Origin of the sequence: Floridaenema fluviatile BLCC-F154 (assembly GCF_041929135.1) — a bacterium.
GTDB classification, from domain to species: Bacteria; Cyanobacteriota; Cyanobacteriia; order Cyanobacteriales; family Aerosakkonemataceae; genus Floridanema; species Floridanema fluviatile.
Genome location: NZ_JBHFNS010000088.1, coordinates 1 through 14,191, shown reverse-complemented (window position 1 = coordinate 14,191; position 14,191 = coordinate 1). Strand labels below are relative to the sequence as shown.

At 38.9% G+C, this 14,191-nt stretch carries 13 protein-coding genes and 1 pseudogene; 6 read left to right on the top strand and 8 right to left on the bottom strand.

Annotation, left to right across the window (positions count from 1 at the left end; translation table 11 throughout):
- The 4 genes and pseudogenes from ACE1B6_RS24645 to ACE1B6_RS24630 all read left to right on the top strand — a co-directional run.
- Nucleotides 1-223, top strand: a pseudogene (locus ACE1B6_RS24645) (photosystem II q(b) protein); the annotation flags it as partial.
- Between the two features lie 154 nt (nt 224-377).
- Nucleotides 378-893 (top strand): hypothetical protein, encoded by a 516-nt coding sequence (locus ACE1B6_RS24640; protein WP_413259928.1) that lies wholly within the window; start codon nt 378-380, stop codon nt 891-893.
- 66 nt (nt 894-959) lie between these two features.
- Nucleotides 960-1,520 (top strand): Uma2 family endonuclease, encoded by a 561-nt coding sequence (locus ACE1B6_RS24635; RefSeq protein ID WP_413259927.1) that lies wholly within the window; start codon nt 960-962, stop codon nt 1,518-1,520.
- A 41-nt stretch (nt 1,521-1,561) separates the two neighbouring features.
- Nucleotides 1,562-3,247, top strand: coding sequence for a glycoside hydrolase family protein (locus tag ACE1B6_RS24630; RefSeq protein ID WP_413259926.1), 1,686 nt, complete (start codon nt 1,562-1,564; stop codon nt 3,245-3,247).
- A gap of 2 nt (nt 3,248-3,249) precedes the next feature.
- On the opposite strand, the gene ACE1B6_RS24625 is transcribed toward ACE1B6_RS24630, so the two are convergent.
- The 3 genes from ACE1B6_RS24625 to hisH are packed head-to-tail and all read right to left on the bottom strand — an operon-like array spanning nt 3,250 to nt 4,940.
- Nucleotides 3,250-3,657 (bottom strand): hypothetical protein, encoded by a 408-nt coding sequence (locus ACE1B6_RS24625; RefSeq protein ID WP_413259925.1) that lies wholly within the window; start codon nt 3,655-3,657, stop codon nt 3,250-3,252.
- Nucleotides 3,658-3,671: 14 nt separating this feature from the next.
- Nucleotides 3,672-4,235: a 16S rRNA (guanine(966)-N(2))-methyltransferase RsmD gene (rsmD, locus tag ACE1B6_RS24620; protein ID WP_413259924.1), complete on the bottom strand. Its 564-nt coding sequence runs from the start codon at nt 4,233-4,235 to the stop codon at nt 3,672-3,674.
- 60 nt (nt 4,236-4,295) lie between these two features.
- Nucleotides 4,296-4,940: an imidazole glycerol phosphate synthase subunit HisH gene (hisH, locus tag ACE1B6_RS24615; RefSeq protein WP_413259923.1), complete on the bottom strand. Its 645-nt coding sequence runs from the start codon at nt 4,938-4,940 to the stop codon at nt 4,296-4,298.
- 49 nt (nt 4,941-4,989) lie between these two features.
- Here hisH and ACE1B6_RS24610 point away from each other — a divergent pair, with 49 nt between their 5' ends.
- Nucleotides 4,990-5,508 (top strand): pyroglutamyl-peptidase I family protein, encoded by a 519-nt coding sequence (locus ACE1B6_RS24610; RefSeq protein WP_413259922.1) that lies wholly within the window; start codon nt 4,990-4,992, stop codon nt 5,506-5,508.
- On the opposite strand, the gene ACE1B6_RS24605 is transcribed toward ACE1B6_RS24610, so the two are convergent.
- From ACE1B6_RS24605 to ACE1B6_RS24590, 4 genes are all read right to left on the bottom strand, one after another.
- Nucleotides 5,505-7,085: a HAMP domain-containing methyl-accepting chemotaxis protein gene (locus tag ACE1B6_RS24605; protein ID WP_413259921.1), complete on the bottom strand. Its 1,581-nt coding sequence runs from the start codon at nt 7,083-7,085 to the stop codon at nt 5,505-5,507. The two genes, ACE1B6_RS24610 and ACE1B6_RS24605, sit on opposite strands and share 4 nt — an antisense overlap.
- A gap of 152 nt (nt 7,086-7,237) precedes the next feature.
- The gene (locus ACE1B6_RS24600; protein ID WP_413259920.1) at nt 7,238-8,575 is read right to left on the bottom strand and encodes a hypothetical protein; all 1,338 of its coding nucleotides are present in this window, start codon (nt 8,573-8,575) and stop codon (nt 7,238-7,240) included.
- A 113-nt stretch (nt 8,576-8,688) separates the two neighbouring features.
- Complete coding sequence (gene bioD / locus ACE1B6_RS24595; protein ID WP_413259919.1) at nt 8,689-9,357, bottom strand: dethiobiotin synthase; 669 nt, start codon at nt 9,355-9,357, stop codon at nt 8,689-8,691.
- Nucleotides 9,358-9,403: 46 nt separating this feature from the next.
- A complete protein-coding gene (locus ACE1B6_RS24590; protein ID WP_413259918.1) occupies nt 9,404-11,368 on the bottom strand; it encodes a protein kinase domain-containing protein in 1,965 nt (654 codons plus the stop codon).
- 474 nt (nt 11,369-11,842) lie between these two features.
- On the opposite strand from ACE1B6_RS24590, the gene ACE1B6_RS24585 reads away from it, so the two are divergent.
- The gene (locus ACE1B6_RS24585; protein WP_459563095.1) at nt 11,843-12,853 is read left to right on the top strand and encodes a ribose-phosphate pyrophosphokinase; all 1,011 of its coding nucleotides are present in this window, start codon (nt 11,843-11,845) and stop codon (nt 12,851-12,853) included.
- Nucleotides 12,854-12,924: 71 nt separating this feature from the next.
- Here ACE1B6_RS24585 and thiL read toward each other — a convergent pair whose 3' ends face one another.
- Nucleotides 12,925-13,956, bottom strand: a complete 1,032-nt coding sequence (thiL, locus tag ACE1B6_RS24580; protein WP_413259917.1) for a thiamine-phosphate kinase — start codon at nt 13,954-13,956, stop codon at nt 12,925-12,927.
- Nucleotides 13,957-14,191 lie beyond the last annotated feature (235 nt).

The window sequence follows — 14,191 nt, the reverse complement described above, 5'->3', positions numbered from 1 at the left end:
ATTGGGAATCAGCACAATGGCATTCAACCTCAACGGTTTCAACTTCAACCAATCGGTAATTGACTCACAAGGTCGGGTTATCGGAACTTGGGCAGACGTACTCAACCGCGCTAACTTGGGTATGGAAGTAATGCACGAGCGCAACGCTCACAACTTCCCACTCGACTTAGCTTCTGCTGAAGTTGCTCCTGTTGCTTTGAGCGCACCTGCGATCAATGGCTAAGGTTTTGAGATAATTTTATCTTGAACAAAAAAGCGTCTTCTGAAAAGAGGACGCTTTTTTGTTTTGGGATGTTTTGCTGAGTAAAGAAAGTTTGCATCTATATTCAGTAGGTGAAAAGCTGGTTAAACTAATTCTGAAAAGTTAGGTAGTTTCTATGGATTTTCAAGTTGATTCAGAGGAAGTTTGGCGTTCTGGTAATCTTTTGGTGATGCGTAAGGATGCTCAACTTCCCGATCGCTGTATCAAAACTAATCGTCCGGCTAATGGCAAAAGGTTTAGAGCTAATTTATATTGGCATCATCCAGCTGTTTATTTGCTAGTTTTAATTAATTTGCTGGTGTATGTAGTTGTGGCGCTGATTGTGCGGAAAAATGCGATCGTTTATGTTGGTGTGACTGAGGAAGTTTTACAGAAGCGGAATAGAACGATTTTAGGAGCTTGGATTGTGGGTATTATTGGGGTTTTTCTCTTATTTGCTCCAGGTTTTACTCAATTAGAAACGCTCTCGAATCAACTACAAATACTAGGTTTTATTCTGATTTTAGGTGGATTATTTTGGGGTATTATGGGAGCAAATATTGTAAGTCCGGCAAAAATCGATGATGATTATATTTGGCTTCGTGGTGTGTGCAGAGAGTATTTAGCTTCTCTACCTTTGTGGAAAAATTAATGTTTGTTGAAGAAAGTACTGTGATTTTGAGAAACGCTTTTTAGTCAGCTATTTTATGGCAAAGCTATGTTACAAACAAAGAACAATCTGACTTTAGAAGAATTTCTGGCACTACCGGAAGATGATGTGACTTACGAATTTGTGGATGGTGAGGCAATACCAAAAATGTCACCGAAATTGTTTCATTCCAGACTGACAAAAGTATTATTGAAATTCTTAGATCGGTGGGGTGAAGAGAAGGGGGAAGTTGGAATAGAATGGGCGATAGTGCTAACGCGACGGGGAAAAAGCTGGGTACCAACTCCAGAACTTTTGTTTGTTTCTTATCAGAGATTAGTACCTGATTGGATGGAAAATGAAGCTTGTCCTGTTCCTCCAGAATTAGTTATTGAAATTATTTCGCCGGGACAAACTTTTGGTCAATTAGCTGCTAAAGCGAGGGATTATTTGGATGCAGGTGTGTTGCGAGTCTGGGTAGTGGATAGTCAAGCAAGAAGTATTACGGTTTTTTATCCTGATGCGCCACCACAAACTTATATGGGAAATATGCAATTAATTGATTCTTTGTTTGAGGGTTTAGAAATTACGGCTGAACAAGTTTTTCGATTGGCAAGAATACCAGGGTAAGTAATTGCAATTTAGGCTATTAGTTTCTGGGATTGTGCAAGATGAGTAGGTTATCGCGCCAAAGTTTACTGAAGTATTTACTGTTATTTTGCTTGGGGTTGGGAATTTTTCTGGTTGTAGCTGGGGGAATTTATTGGTTGTTTGGTTCCAATTCTCCTAAAGTTAGTACGCAATCTTCTAATGTAATATCGTTGAATCGATCGCTCAATTGCGGCAGTAAAAGTGGTGGTCCAGTTGATAATCCTGTTGCAACGAAATATGGCGAAACTGCTTACCCTTGGGCTAACAATATCAAATGGCAATGTGTATATAATATCAAAGATTTCCAGGGAAATAATTTAGTAGATCGGTTTAATTCGGCGCTGAATGCAGCAGTTTCTAATGGTGGGGGAGTTATCTATTTTCCGGCGGGAATTTATAATTTTTCTGATAGTATTTTCTTGAAAAATGGGGTGGTAATTCGGGGAGAAAATCCGGCAATAAGAGATGCTAAACTCGATCGATACGATCCTCCAAGTAAGTTGGTTTTTCCGAAGTATGAACCGAGTTTTTCGGGAAATGGAACTGATAACACGACAGCGTTTAAAAAAATCTTTACTAAAGATGCTGAATCCGATAGTAATATTGGTTTGGTAAATTTAGATATTAATCGGGCGGGAGTGAATTTTGGTGGAAGTGTGGCTGAGGTGAAAAAACAAAATATTGTGATTTTTGGAGTTCGCAATAATAATGTTGCCGATCCAGATAATCAAGTACCAAATACATCTTTTCAAGAAGGTTGGATGCGGTATAGCGATCGCTTCACCGCCAACATTAAAGTTAGTGCTTTAGCTAATGTTTTAGTAGCTAATAATCGGATTAATGATAGAATTACTGATAATTACGATCAACCTGGGTATAAGTTGCAATCTATAGATAAAAAAGAGGTAATTACTTACTCGGAAGGGAATAAAGTACCTTTTGATTATGGTAATCATTATGGAATTGTTGTCAATCGTTCTAAACCCCAAGGTTTTGCATTAGCAGCTACCCCAAAAAATGAACCGGGGCTATTTCGCAAGGGAATAGTAATTCGGGATAATTGGGTATTTCATACAATGAGAGTTGGAATTCATGCTGCGGGTGATGGGTTAATTGTTAAAGATAATCTAATTTTAGATCGAGCTAATAAACAATGGTGGACCGATCCTACAGGAATTCGTCAACCAAGAGGTGCTGTTACTTTTGAAAATCGGGCAATTGATTGGTCTGGTTGGAATGTAAAAATTGAGGGAAATAATTACCAAGTTTACCGACATCGAGTGATGGATACTCCCTATCTTAGTGTTGATGGTGAGGGAATTTTAATTCAAGAATGTTGCGGTGGTACAACTGTAAATGGAGCGCAAATTGTCAACAATCAAGGCAATGGTTATATTGGCATATATAAAGTTCCCGAAGTCAAAAATGTGACGATCGAGGATAATAAATTAGCCTCTCCAGAAGTCGATCGATACATGATTTATGTAGTAGCAGATACTAACAATGCGCCTCATTCTATGTCTCAGGTTTTAATTGAAAATAATGAATTGAGTGGCGGTATTGTTGCTAAATCTAGTTTAGGAGGAAGCGGAAATATAATCAAAAATAATGTTGGGAGAAATGGGACAATTGAGTATTCTTGCAATGTGACGGTTGGCAATAATACTCGTTTTATTGTCAAACCTTGTTCGCCACTGAAGCAATAAAATTAATTTTTGCCGAAAGCTCGTTTTACTTCTGGTCGCAGTAGATAATAAACAATTACGCTAGCAATAATTAAGCCGAAAGTATCTCCGCCTTTTTTAGTTGGATTGAATATAATTGCAGATAAACTGCTGAAAATACTCAGTATATTCAAAGTTAAAGCTATTAACCATGCCCAACCTTTGAGAGTATATAACCCATAAGCTAGTAGGAAACCAATCAAGCCTATAATTATTAAAATTATAGCAAAACCAGCAATAAACGTGGGTGATTGAGGTAGATTTTCAGTTTCAGGAATTCTTTGAAAAATCGCAGTTCTAAAAAACAGAATATAAATCCCTCCTAAAGTGGCAAAGATACTATTAATCAGTTGTAAAACTGCGAGGATAGTTACACCAATTGGACGATTCATAGTTAATAACCCTGTTAATTATTCTGTTCTGTGGTTGCATCTAAAGTATAAAATTTTAACGCAGTATTACCGTAGACTTTTTCTCGGCAAATTACTAACCCAGGTATTTCTCCGACATTCCATAAATTTGGGCTATGTTCGATCGCAATTTCCCCATTTTCCGCTAAAAGTTGATATTGGGCGATCGCCTCTAACACAGGCTGATATAATTCACTAGCGTAGGGAGGATCGAAATAAATGCGATCGAATTTCTCCCCCGCTAAACTTTTTAATCGTTGCAAAACGTCACCGCGCAAAACTCGAAATTTCTGCCCAGAATTAGCGACTTGCTGCCAATTTTCCTGAATAATTGTACAGGCGCGACTTGATTTTTCGATCCCGACAACATAACTAGCACCTCGACATAAAGCTTCTGCCCCCATTGAACCGCTACCCGTGCATAAATCTAGCCAGCGACAATCTTCTATTGTGCCTTGCCAAATATTAAAAACTGCCTCTCTAACTCTGGCTAGAGTGGGACGAGTATCGTTTCCTGGTAGAGTTTTTAAGAGGCGATTGCCGTAAATTCTCAGACTCATTTTGATTTAGTAGGGGCGGGTTTAGCCAAAGGGTTGAATGCCATAGCAATTAGACTTCAATCAAAACCCGCCCATTGCAACTGGAGTTTGAACTTGGGTAACAAAATTAGAGAGAATTTGTAATCCCGTATCTGATGATTTTTCCGGGTGAAATTGTACTGCCATTAAGTTATCTTTAGCAATAGCAGCTGTAACTTTTTGACTACCATGAGTTACTGTAGCGGCGCAAACTTGAGGATCGATAGGATCGACATAATAAGAGTGTACAAAATAAACCCAAGGTCGCTCGGCTAAATTTTGCCAAATTGGGGCATTTGTTTGGGTAATTTCTAATTGATTCCAACCCATGTGAGGAATAGTTAATCCGGGTTCGGGGCGAAATCTGCGAACTGTTCCGGGTATAATACTTAAACCTGGTTCTGTGCCTTCTTCGCTGCGATCAAATAAAATTTGTAAACCTAAACAAATGCCTAAAAAAGGTTTACCTTCGGCAATTATTTGTTTAATTGGTTCGACTAAATTACGCGATCGCAATTGTTGCACAGCCGGATCGAAAGATCCCACTCCCGGCAAAACAACTGCATCAGCTTGGACAATTTCTTTGGGTGAATCAGTTATTTTGGGAGTCGCACCAGCTTTTTCTAAACCTTTGCAAACTGAGTGCAAGTTTCCCATGTCATAATCTATTACAGCAATAACTGCCATTTTCCCTCCCCTGATTGATAACCAACAACTGTTTTTATTCTAATTGGATATGAGCAAAAAAGTTCTGTTAACTTCTTTTACCACTTGGCTACCTCATCAAAAGTCTAATACATCGGATGATTTATTGCAGGAAGTTACTAAAAACGACTCTTTCCCCGCATCTTTAACTGCATTGAGACAGTTACCCGTAGATATTCATCAAGCAAGCGACTTAGTACTTGCTCACATAAATCAACTAAATCCTGATTTAATTATCAGCTGTGGTATGGCAGAAAAACGTTCAATTTTGACAATTGAATCTCAAGCTAGGAGAGAAAATGATTTGATTAAAACTTGGGTCAATTTACCTCAGTTAACTACTGGTTTAAAGGTAACAGATATTAGCCATGATGCAGGGAAGTTTGTTTGCGAAGGACTGTATTATTCGCTGTTGAAACATTTGCGCGATCGCGATTTGCAAACACCTTGTATTTTTGTTCATGTTCCCTTGTTATCTTCACAAAATTTGCTAGATATTAAATCTGATTTTAGCGAAATTATTAACAGGTTGCTAATTCGGGAAAGTTAAATAACAGCTTTTAGCTTAAATGCTACTTGGTTGAGATTTTCAGTTGTTAATTTAGTTTGACTGATGCCGATCGCATTTTCTTGTGCTCCGGTGTTGATCGCGTTCATGGCATCTACAACTTGTTGAATCGCTAAAGCTTGTTCCTTAGCTGTCAAGGCAATTTGTTGATTGCAAGCAACAATATTTTCGATCGCTTGATTTACTACTTGGAAAGCTGCTGCGGTTTGTTGAGCAGTTTTTACTCCTTTTTCCATTCTAATTTTGCCTTCATCCATCTCGATCACGGTAGAATCGATCGCTTTTTGGATATTCACAACTAAGTTGTTAATTTGAGTTGCTGATTGCTTACTTTGATCGGCTAATCGACGAATTTCAGTGGCAATTACACTAAATCCTTTACCCTGTTCGCTAGCCCGAATTGCTTCTACAGCTGCATTCAAAGCTAACATATTTGTTTGGTTGGCTAACTCACTAACAATCAAGGAAATATTGCCAATTTGACTCGTTTGTTGGTTTAATATTTGAATTTTTTCGCTGAGGGCTTCCACGGTGTTTTTCAGCATAGTAATATCTTCTGTAGTTTGCTCTAAAGTTAGAGTTCCTGTTTGAGCAAGTGATAATACTTGGTTAGCTTCTTTGGCAACTGCATTAGCTTGTTCCTGTGCTCCTTTTGAAGATGTTTTTAACTGATCGATCGTGGTGGTTGTTTCATGAACTGCTGCTGCTTGTTTACTAGCAATAGCTTCCTGTTGTTGCACAGTAGCAAGCATCTGAGTTGATGAACTAACTAGTGTGTTGATAATGCTACGAATTGCTTTGTCTAGAGGTTTGGCAATTGCTAAACTCAAAATTATTCCCAGAATAATAGCGATCGCTGAACCCCCAAACATACCTAATAACGCCCAAAACTGAGTTTGTGCCACATTTTGATCTGCTGCTTGCTTTTGCGCCTCTGCGATCGCTTCATTTTCTTTAATTACTTTTTGCAGTTCCTTTTCTAAAGAATTAAATGCTGTTTTATTAACAGTAAATATCTGCTGATTCATTTTTTCTAATAGCACGCTAGCTGTTACTGCTTTAGCCATTAGCGGTGAGTTTACTTGATCTTTCTTGTACAGTTCTAATTGGATTGAATATGGGTTATTGATGCCTAGTTGCTGAAATTTCTGATACATTCGAGAAAATTCTTCATCCTTTTGTTGCCAGCGTTTCCATTCCGATCGAAAACTCTGCCAAAGTTTATCTTCATTGACGGTACGGGGTAGTGGATCGTATTTTTTATATCCTGCCTGAATTTGTTTCTCAGCTTCTTGAATTTGCTGGATTTGCTCGCGTCTTAGTGAGTCAGTTAATCGGGGATTGAGTAATGCTATTTGTCCCGATCGTAAAACACTAAACCCTCGATCCATCATTTGTAATCCTACAATACTCGGCAGCCGTACCTCGCTAATTTCATGCAGATATCCAGATAGTTGCGAACTCCCACTTTGTCCCACCCAACCTACTATAAATACCAGCAAAGCCATTAACAGGAAAGCAGCAAATAGCTTGGCTTGCAGTCCAATTTTTTTACTCATAAATTTAACCGTATTCCTGGTTACAAATATAATTTGGTAAAAATACTTTTCCCGGCAAAATTAAAAAAAATATATAAAAAGTTAACATAATAAATAGTTTCTTGCTCATAGCTATGAGCAAGCTCTACTAAATCCGATCGCCCTAAAAAGTTTTATTTTCCAAAACCCTTAGTTTTGTTCTTTGGTGATTTTGATTTAGACTTAGACTTCTCTACTTCAGCGATCGCTTCTTGAAACAAATTATGCAAATGTATGGGAACGCTGGCAATCTCCGGTAGTTCTGGTTCTAAAGGTTTATTATACTCTTGCACTACAGCATTTAAATCAGTTTTTAACTGCAAATTAGGACGATTTAAATAGGTTTGTAACACCCTTTCTAACTCTTTCGGATACTCTGCCGCTAACCGACTCCAGACAAAAATATTCACTTCTGGATCTTCCAAATATTTCCGAATTAGCTTGTCACCATTGGGAATATTCTGCCAATCTTCTGTCTCTAAAAATGTTTTAAACTTAGTGTAAGTTGGCAAAATTACCTGCCCCCAGCGAGGATGGGCAATTACTGTTACTTGTTCAGCTTTTTTAATGTTGTCGGGTAACTCAATTTTCGGCAGCATCATTTTTGGGTTTCCCTTGTTTTGAAAAAGCTGGGCGACTTTTTGAGAATCTGCGCCTAAATCTTTAGCTTTTTCTGCAATTTCTGCTTGAGAAACTCCCGCTTCTTCGGCAATTTCTTTCAGGGATTTAGAATCATCTATGCCGATCGCTGCCAATCGTTTTTTAGTGAGAATTTCTTGAAATTCGGTAAACTTTTTATTTAACTGATATCCTGGCATAGTGACTTCATCATTGCCAAAAAAGTCGAGAAAATCTTGGTGATATTGTTCTACTGACTGCCAAGCTTCTTCTAATAACTCTGGTGCATCACTGTAAAGATCTTTTCTATGTAAGTCTTTAAAATTGCCAATAGCAACAGCTAATTTGGGTTTTCCTAAATTCCCCATTGGCAAACAAGGGCCAGAAAACATCCAATAATCATCAGTAACCGGAGAAATTCTCGTAAGTAAAATTTCTCCCAGTTTAAAGCTAGCCATTTCTTCTAAAGTTCGCTTATCATTGGGCTTTACAGCATAATGTTTGGCTGTTAACCAGTTCATTAATGCAAAGCCATCGGGTAAAATTTCTTGAACTGCAAACAAGCCAAGAAAGCTATTTTGCCATTTTTTAACTAAATTGCGATCGCTCTCTGACAATTCCGATCCACTTGCCAAAAACAAATCAATCGGAGTTTTCTCTCCCACTTTCCCTTCTGTCAAGAAACTATCAATTAATAACTTTTTTTCGTAAGCCGGATCGTAAAGTTTATTCTGAGAATGAGAATTAGCTGCCACATAAGATTCTAAAGCTACTGCCAAATCTCCTTCTGATTCAAGGACAAATTCGACTAAGTTTTGTTTGAGTTGGCGCGATCGATCTAATATCTTATCCATTAGCTAAATTTTAAAAACATTTCTTCTAGGGTAAATTACAGCCACAGCAATGGCGATCCGCCTAAAGACACATTTTTTTAACCATTTATCTAATAGAAAAACGAATGAATTCGTTACCACAAATTTTCTAATTCTAAATTCCCTGCCACTTGCGCCAACTTCTCCAAATCTTGAGCATCTGCTAAATAGGGCATTATTCCCAAAACCGGAACATTGGTTAAAGATTGAATTAAGTTAATTGGTGCTAATTCTTCAATTTCTAATTCCGAAATAGGTTGCACACAATTCAAAACAATCCCTTGCAATTTAACTTTTGACTGTTGCGCTAAAGCCACATTTGCCACAACTTGAGCAATACAACCCAATTTTATAGGCACTACTAAAACAGTTGGTAATCCCCAATCTCTTGCTAAATCTGCAACAGTTAATTCATAAGTTATCGGTGAACCTAAACCGCCTAAAGCTTCAACCAAAAGCCAATCTTTTTGCTCTTGTAACTTAGTAAAAGCTTGCCAAACAATTTTTAAATCTACTTCTTTCCCTTCTTTCTCTGCTGCTATTGGCGGTGCTAAAGGTGCCCAAAAATGCAATGGTGTAATCTCAGATTGATTTAAAGAAAATAATTGGCTGTAAAGTTCTTTATCTCCTTCTCCCGTTTGAAGCGGTTTAAAAATTCCCACTTTCCGACTAGGATAATATTTTCGTAAATAAGCAAATAACGCAGTAGTTAAAACAGTTTTACCAGCGTTCGTATCAGTTCCAGCAATCAGTAAATTTTTCATAAATAATAGAGAGTTGGTAGTTTTGCACAAACGATCGATGACAGGACTATCTAACCGTAATATCTAAGGAAAATAGACTTTCTTGATTTGACTTGACATCAATTTTATATTCTCCCGGTCGATCGATCTTTGATTCCCATTCTCCCAAACCTGTACCACTTTCTACTAACTCACCATTAGGATAACGAATATCTAAAGTTGTATCACCATTGAGAATGCGGACACTAACAATTTGACCTGGTTGTAAGTTTAGCAAATAGCGTTTGATTCTGGTGGGACTAGTGCGATCGGAAACAATTTGCGTCCCCATTCCCCCTTGAAGGAAAATAATTGGTTCCGCATCAATTAAAATATTTGCTGCTGGACTTTCCGTAGGAATAGGTGTAGGTATAACTTCAGGAATCGGCGTTTCGATCGGTGTTTTTATAGGAGTTGGTTCAGGATTAGTTAAAAATAATTCTAATTTATAGTCACTTTCAGACACACCTTTAACTGTAGCCAACTGGATTGTATAATCACCACTATAAGGCAATATTCCTTGCCAACGAGTAACTCTTCTCGACAGATTATCTACCGTTTCTCCATTCGGACCCAAAACTGTCATTAACACCCCTTCTTGAGTTAACAAAGCATTTAATTTTTGTCCTTGAACTCCAGAAATAACATAATTAATTGTCGCATTTGCTCTTAAGCTATCTTCAGCAATTAAAGTTTCTCCGGCAATTGGATTAAGGCGTTTACTATAAGTTACAGGTTCAGGTTCAGGAGTAGGACTTTCTGTTACTTTTGGTGTAGGAGTCGCATCAGGAAAAACATCGCTAGGAGATTCTAAAGGTGTAGGTGTTACTGTTGCAGCTTGATTAGTAATTGTGGGTAATTGTAAATTGCGAAATAGTAACCCTCGGTTCAAAATATAACTAACTAAAAACCAAGAACCTACTCCCGCAAATAAAGCTAAAAATACACCCAATAAAAACACCATAAAAGGATTATCCCAAACAGATTTTTGAGCCGGAATAGTCATAGTACTGGGTTTAGCCACAGAATAATTTGGTTGAACTTTTCGGGCAACTGCTACTGTTTGAACTTCAGAAAGATTGGGCAGACTAGCAGATTTTGCTGGCGGAGAAGAAGAGTTTTTGGCGGTTGAACTGTTGGCAGCAACTAAACTAGGAGGTGATGCTAAAGCGCGAATAACTGCACGGGCATTTGGGTAGCGATCGCCTGGTCGATAACTTAACATTCGATTCAATACTTGTGCTAACACCGGATTAACAGGAGGTATCCACTTTTGCCAATTCCAAGTCAGCGAATTTCCATCAAACAATACTTGCGGTTCTTGGGCAGTAATTAACACAATTGCCGTTACCGCCAAAGAATAAAGATCGCTATTAGGATAAGCCCTTCCAGTTTGAATTTGTTCCGAAGGTGCATAACCCATTTTTCCCACAGTAGTTGCTGACAAACTTAAATCAGGATATTGCACTTTAGAAGCAATGTCTTTAACTACACCAAAATCAATTAATACTGGAGTTCCATCCCGTTCTCGCAAAATAATATTGTCCGGTGAAATATCTCGGTGAACAATTCCTTGACTATGAATGTAATCTAGTACTGGCAGTAATTGCTGCAATAAACGCAAAACTTCTGCTTCGGTAAACCTTTCGTTTTTTGACTTCCGTTCCGCAAGCAACGCCCGATAAGTTTTTCCCTCCACATAATCTTGCACCAAAAATAAACGTTGATTTTGGGCGAAGGTAGCACGAAACTGGGGAATTTGCGGATGCTGAATTTGGTAAAGTATGCTAGCTTCCCGCTGAAAAAGTTCTTGAGATTTTTGTAGAGATTGTGTACTTGAGTGCTGAGGAATAAATTCTTTCAAAGCACACTTTTCCTGAAAACGCCCTTGATCTTCCGCAAGATAGGTTCGTCCAAATCCTCCCTGACCCAAAATATTGAGTAAGCGGTAGCGGTTTTGCAGAATAGTGCCATTGGGAAGCGGTGGTTGCATCACAGTTAATTGAGTCGGAAAAGGGAATGATGAAACGTTTTTGCTGGAAGCATTCTAGCTTAACTTGAACAGTTTCATCGTGTCATGGGGGTCGATCGAGCAGAAAAAGCAACGATCAAAATAAAACAAGATCTCCCTCCTCATTTTTACCGAACCCAATCCGGTTATCAGTTAAACTTCTCAGTATTATCCACAAAGGATCTGGAAAATGGATTAATTAAAGTATGCGATCGCCCGGAATTTTATGACACTTCCTCAAGAAAGAACTCAACAAATAAGTTAAATTACTCGTATAGAGTTGCGAAAAACCCTAATTTTCCTATAGTTCAGCAATTACCTCATGACTTTTGCTAGTGGAGTAAGTATTTTTATCTTGATATGCCTAATTTAAGCTAAACAATAGTTTAGTGTGAACAAATTTAGGAAAATTTAGGGTATTTTAGAGAAACTAAAATGATAATATGTCGTTGAACAATGCTTCGAGGGTCTGCTGTGATCCGTTCTGCCACCTTGACTCTTCAGCCAACATCACCACCAATCTCTCCTAACAACCGTCTGAGATTGTTTTCTGGCTCGGCTAATATTCCCCTAGCTCAGGAAGTAGCCCGCTACCTGGGAATGGACTTAGGTCCAATGGTTCATAAGCACTTCGCTGATGGAGAAATTTACATCCAAATTCAGGAATCAATCCGCGGCTGTGATGTTTACCTGATTCAGCCAACTTGCCGCCCGGTGAACGATCACCTAATGGAATTACTGATTATGATTGATGCTTGCCGTCGGGCTTCGGCAAGGCAAGTTACCGCAGTGATTCCCTACTATGGCTATGCCCGTGCAGATCGTAAAACAGCAGGGCGCGAGTCAATTACAGCTAAGTTGGTTGCTAATATCATTACCGAAGCCGGAGCTAATCGCATTCTGGCAATGGATTTGCACTCAGGACAAATTCAAGGTTATTTCGATATTCCTTTAGATCACGTCTACGGTTCGCCAGTGATCTTAGACTACCTAATAAGTAAGCAGCTGTCTGATATTGTCGTAGTTTCCCCAGATGTGGGCGGTGTCGCTAGAGCTAGAGCATTTGCCAAAAAGCTCAATGACGCTCCTCTGGCAATTATCGACAAACGTCGTCAAGCTCACAACGTCGCGGAAGTTATGAATGTCATCGGCGATGTCGCTGGTAAAACGGCGGTCTTGGTAGATGACATGATTGATACGGGTGGTACTATTACTGAAGGTGCCCGCCTACTGCGTAAAGAAGGGGCAAGTCAAGTTTATGCTTGTGCTACCCATGCTGTGTTTTCACCTCCAGCAATTGAAAGATTATCTTCTGGCGTTTTTGAAGAAGTAATTGTGACTAATACTATTCCTATCGCTGAAGAACTTCGCTTTCCAGGGTTAACAGTTTTATCTGTTGCTAATGTTTTGGGTGAAACTATCTGGCGTATTCACGAAGATAGTTCGGTTAGCAGTATGTTCCATTAAAAGACATTCAGTAAACAAAAATTAATGCAAATAAGATACCCGACTTCTTCAAGAAGTCGGGTATCTTATTCTTATTTAAAGTGTTGAAATCCCTGGCTAAGATGCAAAATTTCATCGGCATGATTGCCAGTACTATCAATTAATTTCACAGTTTTCTCTTGGGTAATTCTGCCAATAATCGCGCTTTCTTTATTTAATTTTTCTACTAAACTTTCGGCAATTTCTAGGGGAAGACACAATACTAACTCAAAGTCTTCGCCGCCATATAATACCCATTCTATACTTTGTTCTGGGGATAACCAATTGGGAAAAGCTGGTGGGATGGGAATTTGCGATCGCTCTATTTTTGCCCCCACCTGACTAAATTTACATATCTGTATAATTGCATCTGCTAATCCGTCGCTGCTATCCATTCCGGCGAGGGGAATTGATGAGGATAACAGGCAGGAGGATGATAAAATTTCTTGAAGAGTTGGTAATATATCTAATCTGGGTTTGGGGCGTTGGTGGGCTTTAATTAATGTATTTTTTTCGCTGTCGCTGAGGTTTTTTCCTAGTTCGGGATTTAGCAATAATTCTAACCCAGCTTTTGCGGCTCCGTGAATTCCTGTTACTACAATTGCATATCCCGGTCGAGCATTTGTGCGTCGAATTATACAATTAGGATTAGCTTGTCCAAAAGCAGTAATTGAGATAGTGTTAATTGGCGATCGCACGACATCACCCCCGACAATCGGAGTATGATAAACTTGCAAACAATCATTCATTCCCTGATAAAGTTTTTCCACCCAACTAACAGCTGTATCACCATTAATTGCTAAACCTACAGTTATTCCCAAAGGTGTTGCACCCATCGCCGCCAAATCTGATAAATTAGCAGCAGCAGCACGCCAACCTGCATCTTCGGGGGAGGTAGTGCGATCGCTAAAATGCACCCCTTCAACTAATACATCAGTTGTCACAATTAAAGACTGTTCTGGCAAAGTTTGCATTACTGCTGCATCATCGCCAATCATATCAGGAGGACAAAAGCGGTGTAACTTTTGCAGTAAACCTTGTTCGCCAATCTCTTTAACTTTTTGTTCTAAATTTGACTCAGACATATATACAAAAACTAGAAACAAAAAAAGGTACGTAGTTGGGGGGGGGGGCCCCAAGAAATAGCGGGTGGGGAAAAAACAAACAATTACAAAAGAGGGGAAAGTAAAAATTTGCGCCCTATCCCCCCAAGTATATAATCCCGACATACCTATTTCTCCAGCCCCTAGAATTAAAGGTTCCGTTGGTCGCATCCCGCGCCTCACTTGGGCGTTCACCCGCAACTACGTACCTTTTTTT

Bases quoted from the DNA above. Each gene is read 5' to 3' on its own strand.
- ACE1B6_RS24640 (WP_413259928.1), top strand. From the start codon at position 378: ATGGATTTTCAAGTTGATTCAGAGGAAGTTTGGCGTTCTGGTAATCTT.
- ACE1B6_RS24610 (WP_413259922.1), top strand. From the start codon at position 4,990: ATGAGCAAAAAAGTTCTGTTAACTTCTTTTACCACTTGGCTACCTCAT.
- ACE1B6_RS24605 (WP_413259921.1), bottom strand. From the start codon at position 7,085: ATGAGTAAAAAAATTGGACTGCAAGCCAAGCTATTTGCTGCTTTCCTG.
- hisH (WP_413259923.1), bottom strand. From the start codon at position 4,940: ATGGCAGTTATTGCTGTAATAGATTATGACATGGGAAACTTGCACTCA.
- ACE1B6_RS24625 (WP_413259925.1), bottom strand. From the start codon at position 3,657: ATGAATCGTCCAATTGGTGTAACTATCCTCGCAGTTTTACAACTGATT.
- ACE1B6_RS24585 (WP_459563095.1), top strand. From the start codon at position 11,843: ATGCTTCGAGGGTCTGCTGTGATCCGTTCTGCCACCTTGACTCTTCAG.
- rsmD (WP_413259924.1), bottom strand. From the start codon at position 4,235: ATGAGTCTGAGAATTTACGGCAATCGCCTCTTAAAAACTCTACCAGGA.
- ACE1B6_RS24630 (WP_413259926.1), top strand. From the start codon at position 1,562: ATGAGTAGGTTATCGCGCCAAAGTTTACTGAAGTATTTACTGTTATTT.
- bioD (WP_413259919.1), bottom strand. From the start codon at position 9,357: ATGAAAAATTTACTGATTGCTGGAACTGATACGAACGCTGGTAAAACT.
- thiL (WP_413259917.1), bottom strand. From the start codon at position 13,956: ATGTCTGAGTCAAATTTAGAACAAAAAGTTAAAGAGATTGGCGAACAA.
- ACE1B6_RS24600 (WP_413259920.1), bottom strand. From the start codon at position 8,575: ATGGATAAGATATTAGATCGATCGCGCCAACTCAAACAAAACTTAGTC.
- ACE1B6_RS24590 (WP_413259918.1), bottom strand. From the start codon at position 11,368: ATGCAACCACCGCTTCCCAATGGCACTATTCTGCAAAACCGCTACCGC.
- ACE1B6_RS24635 (WP_413259927.1), top strand. From the start codon at position 960: ATGTTACAAACAAAGAACAATCTGACTTTAGAAGAATTTCTGGCACTA.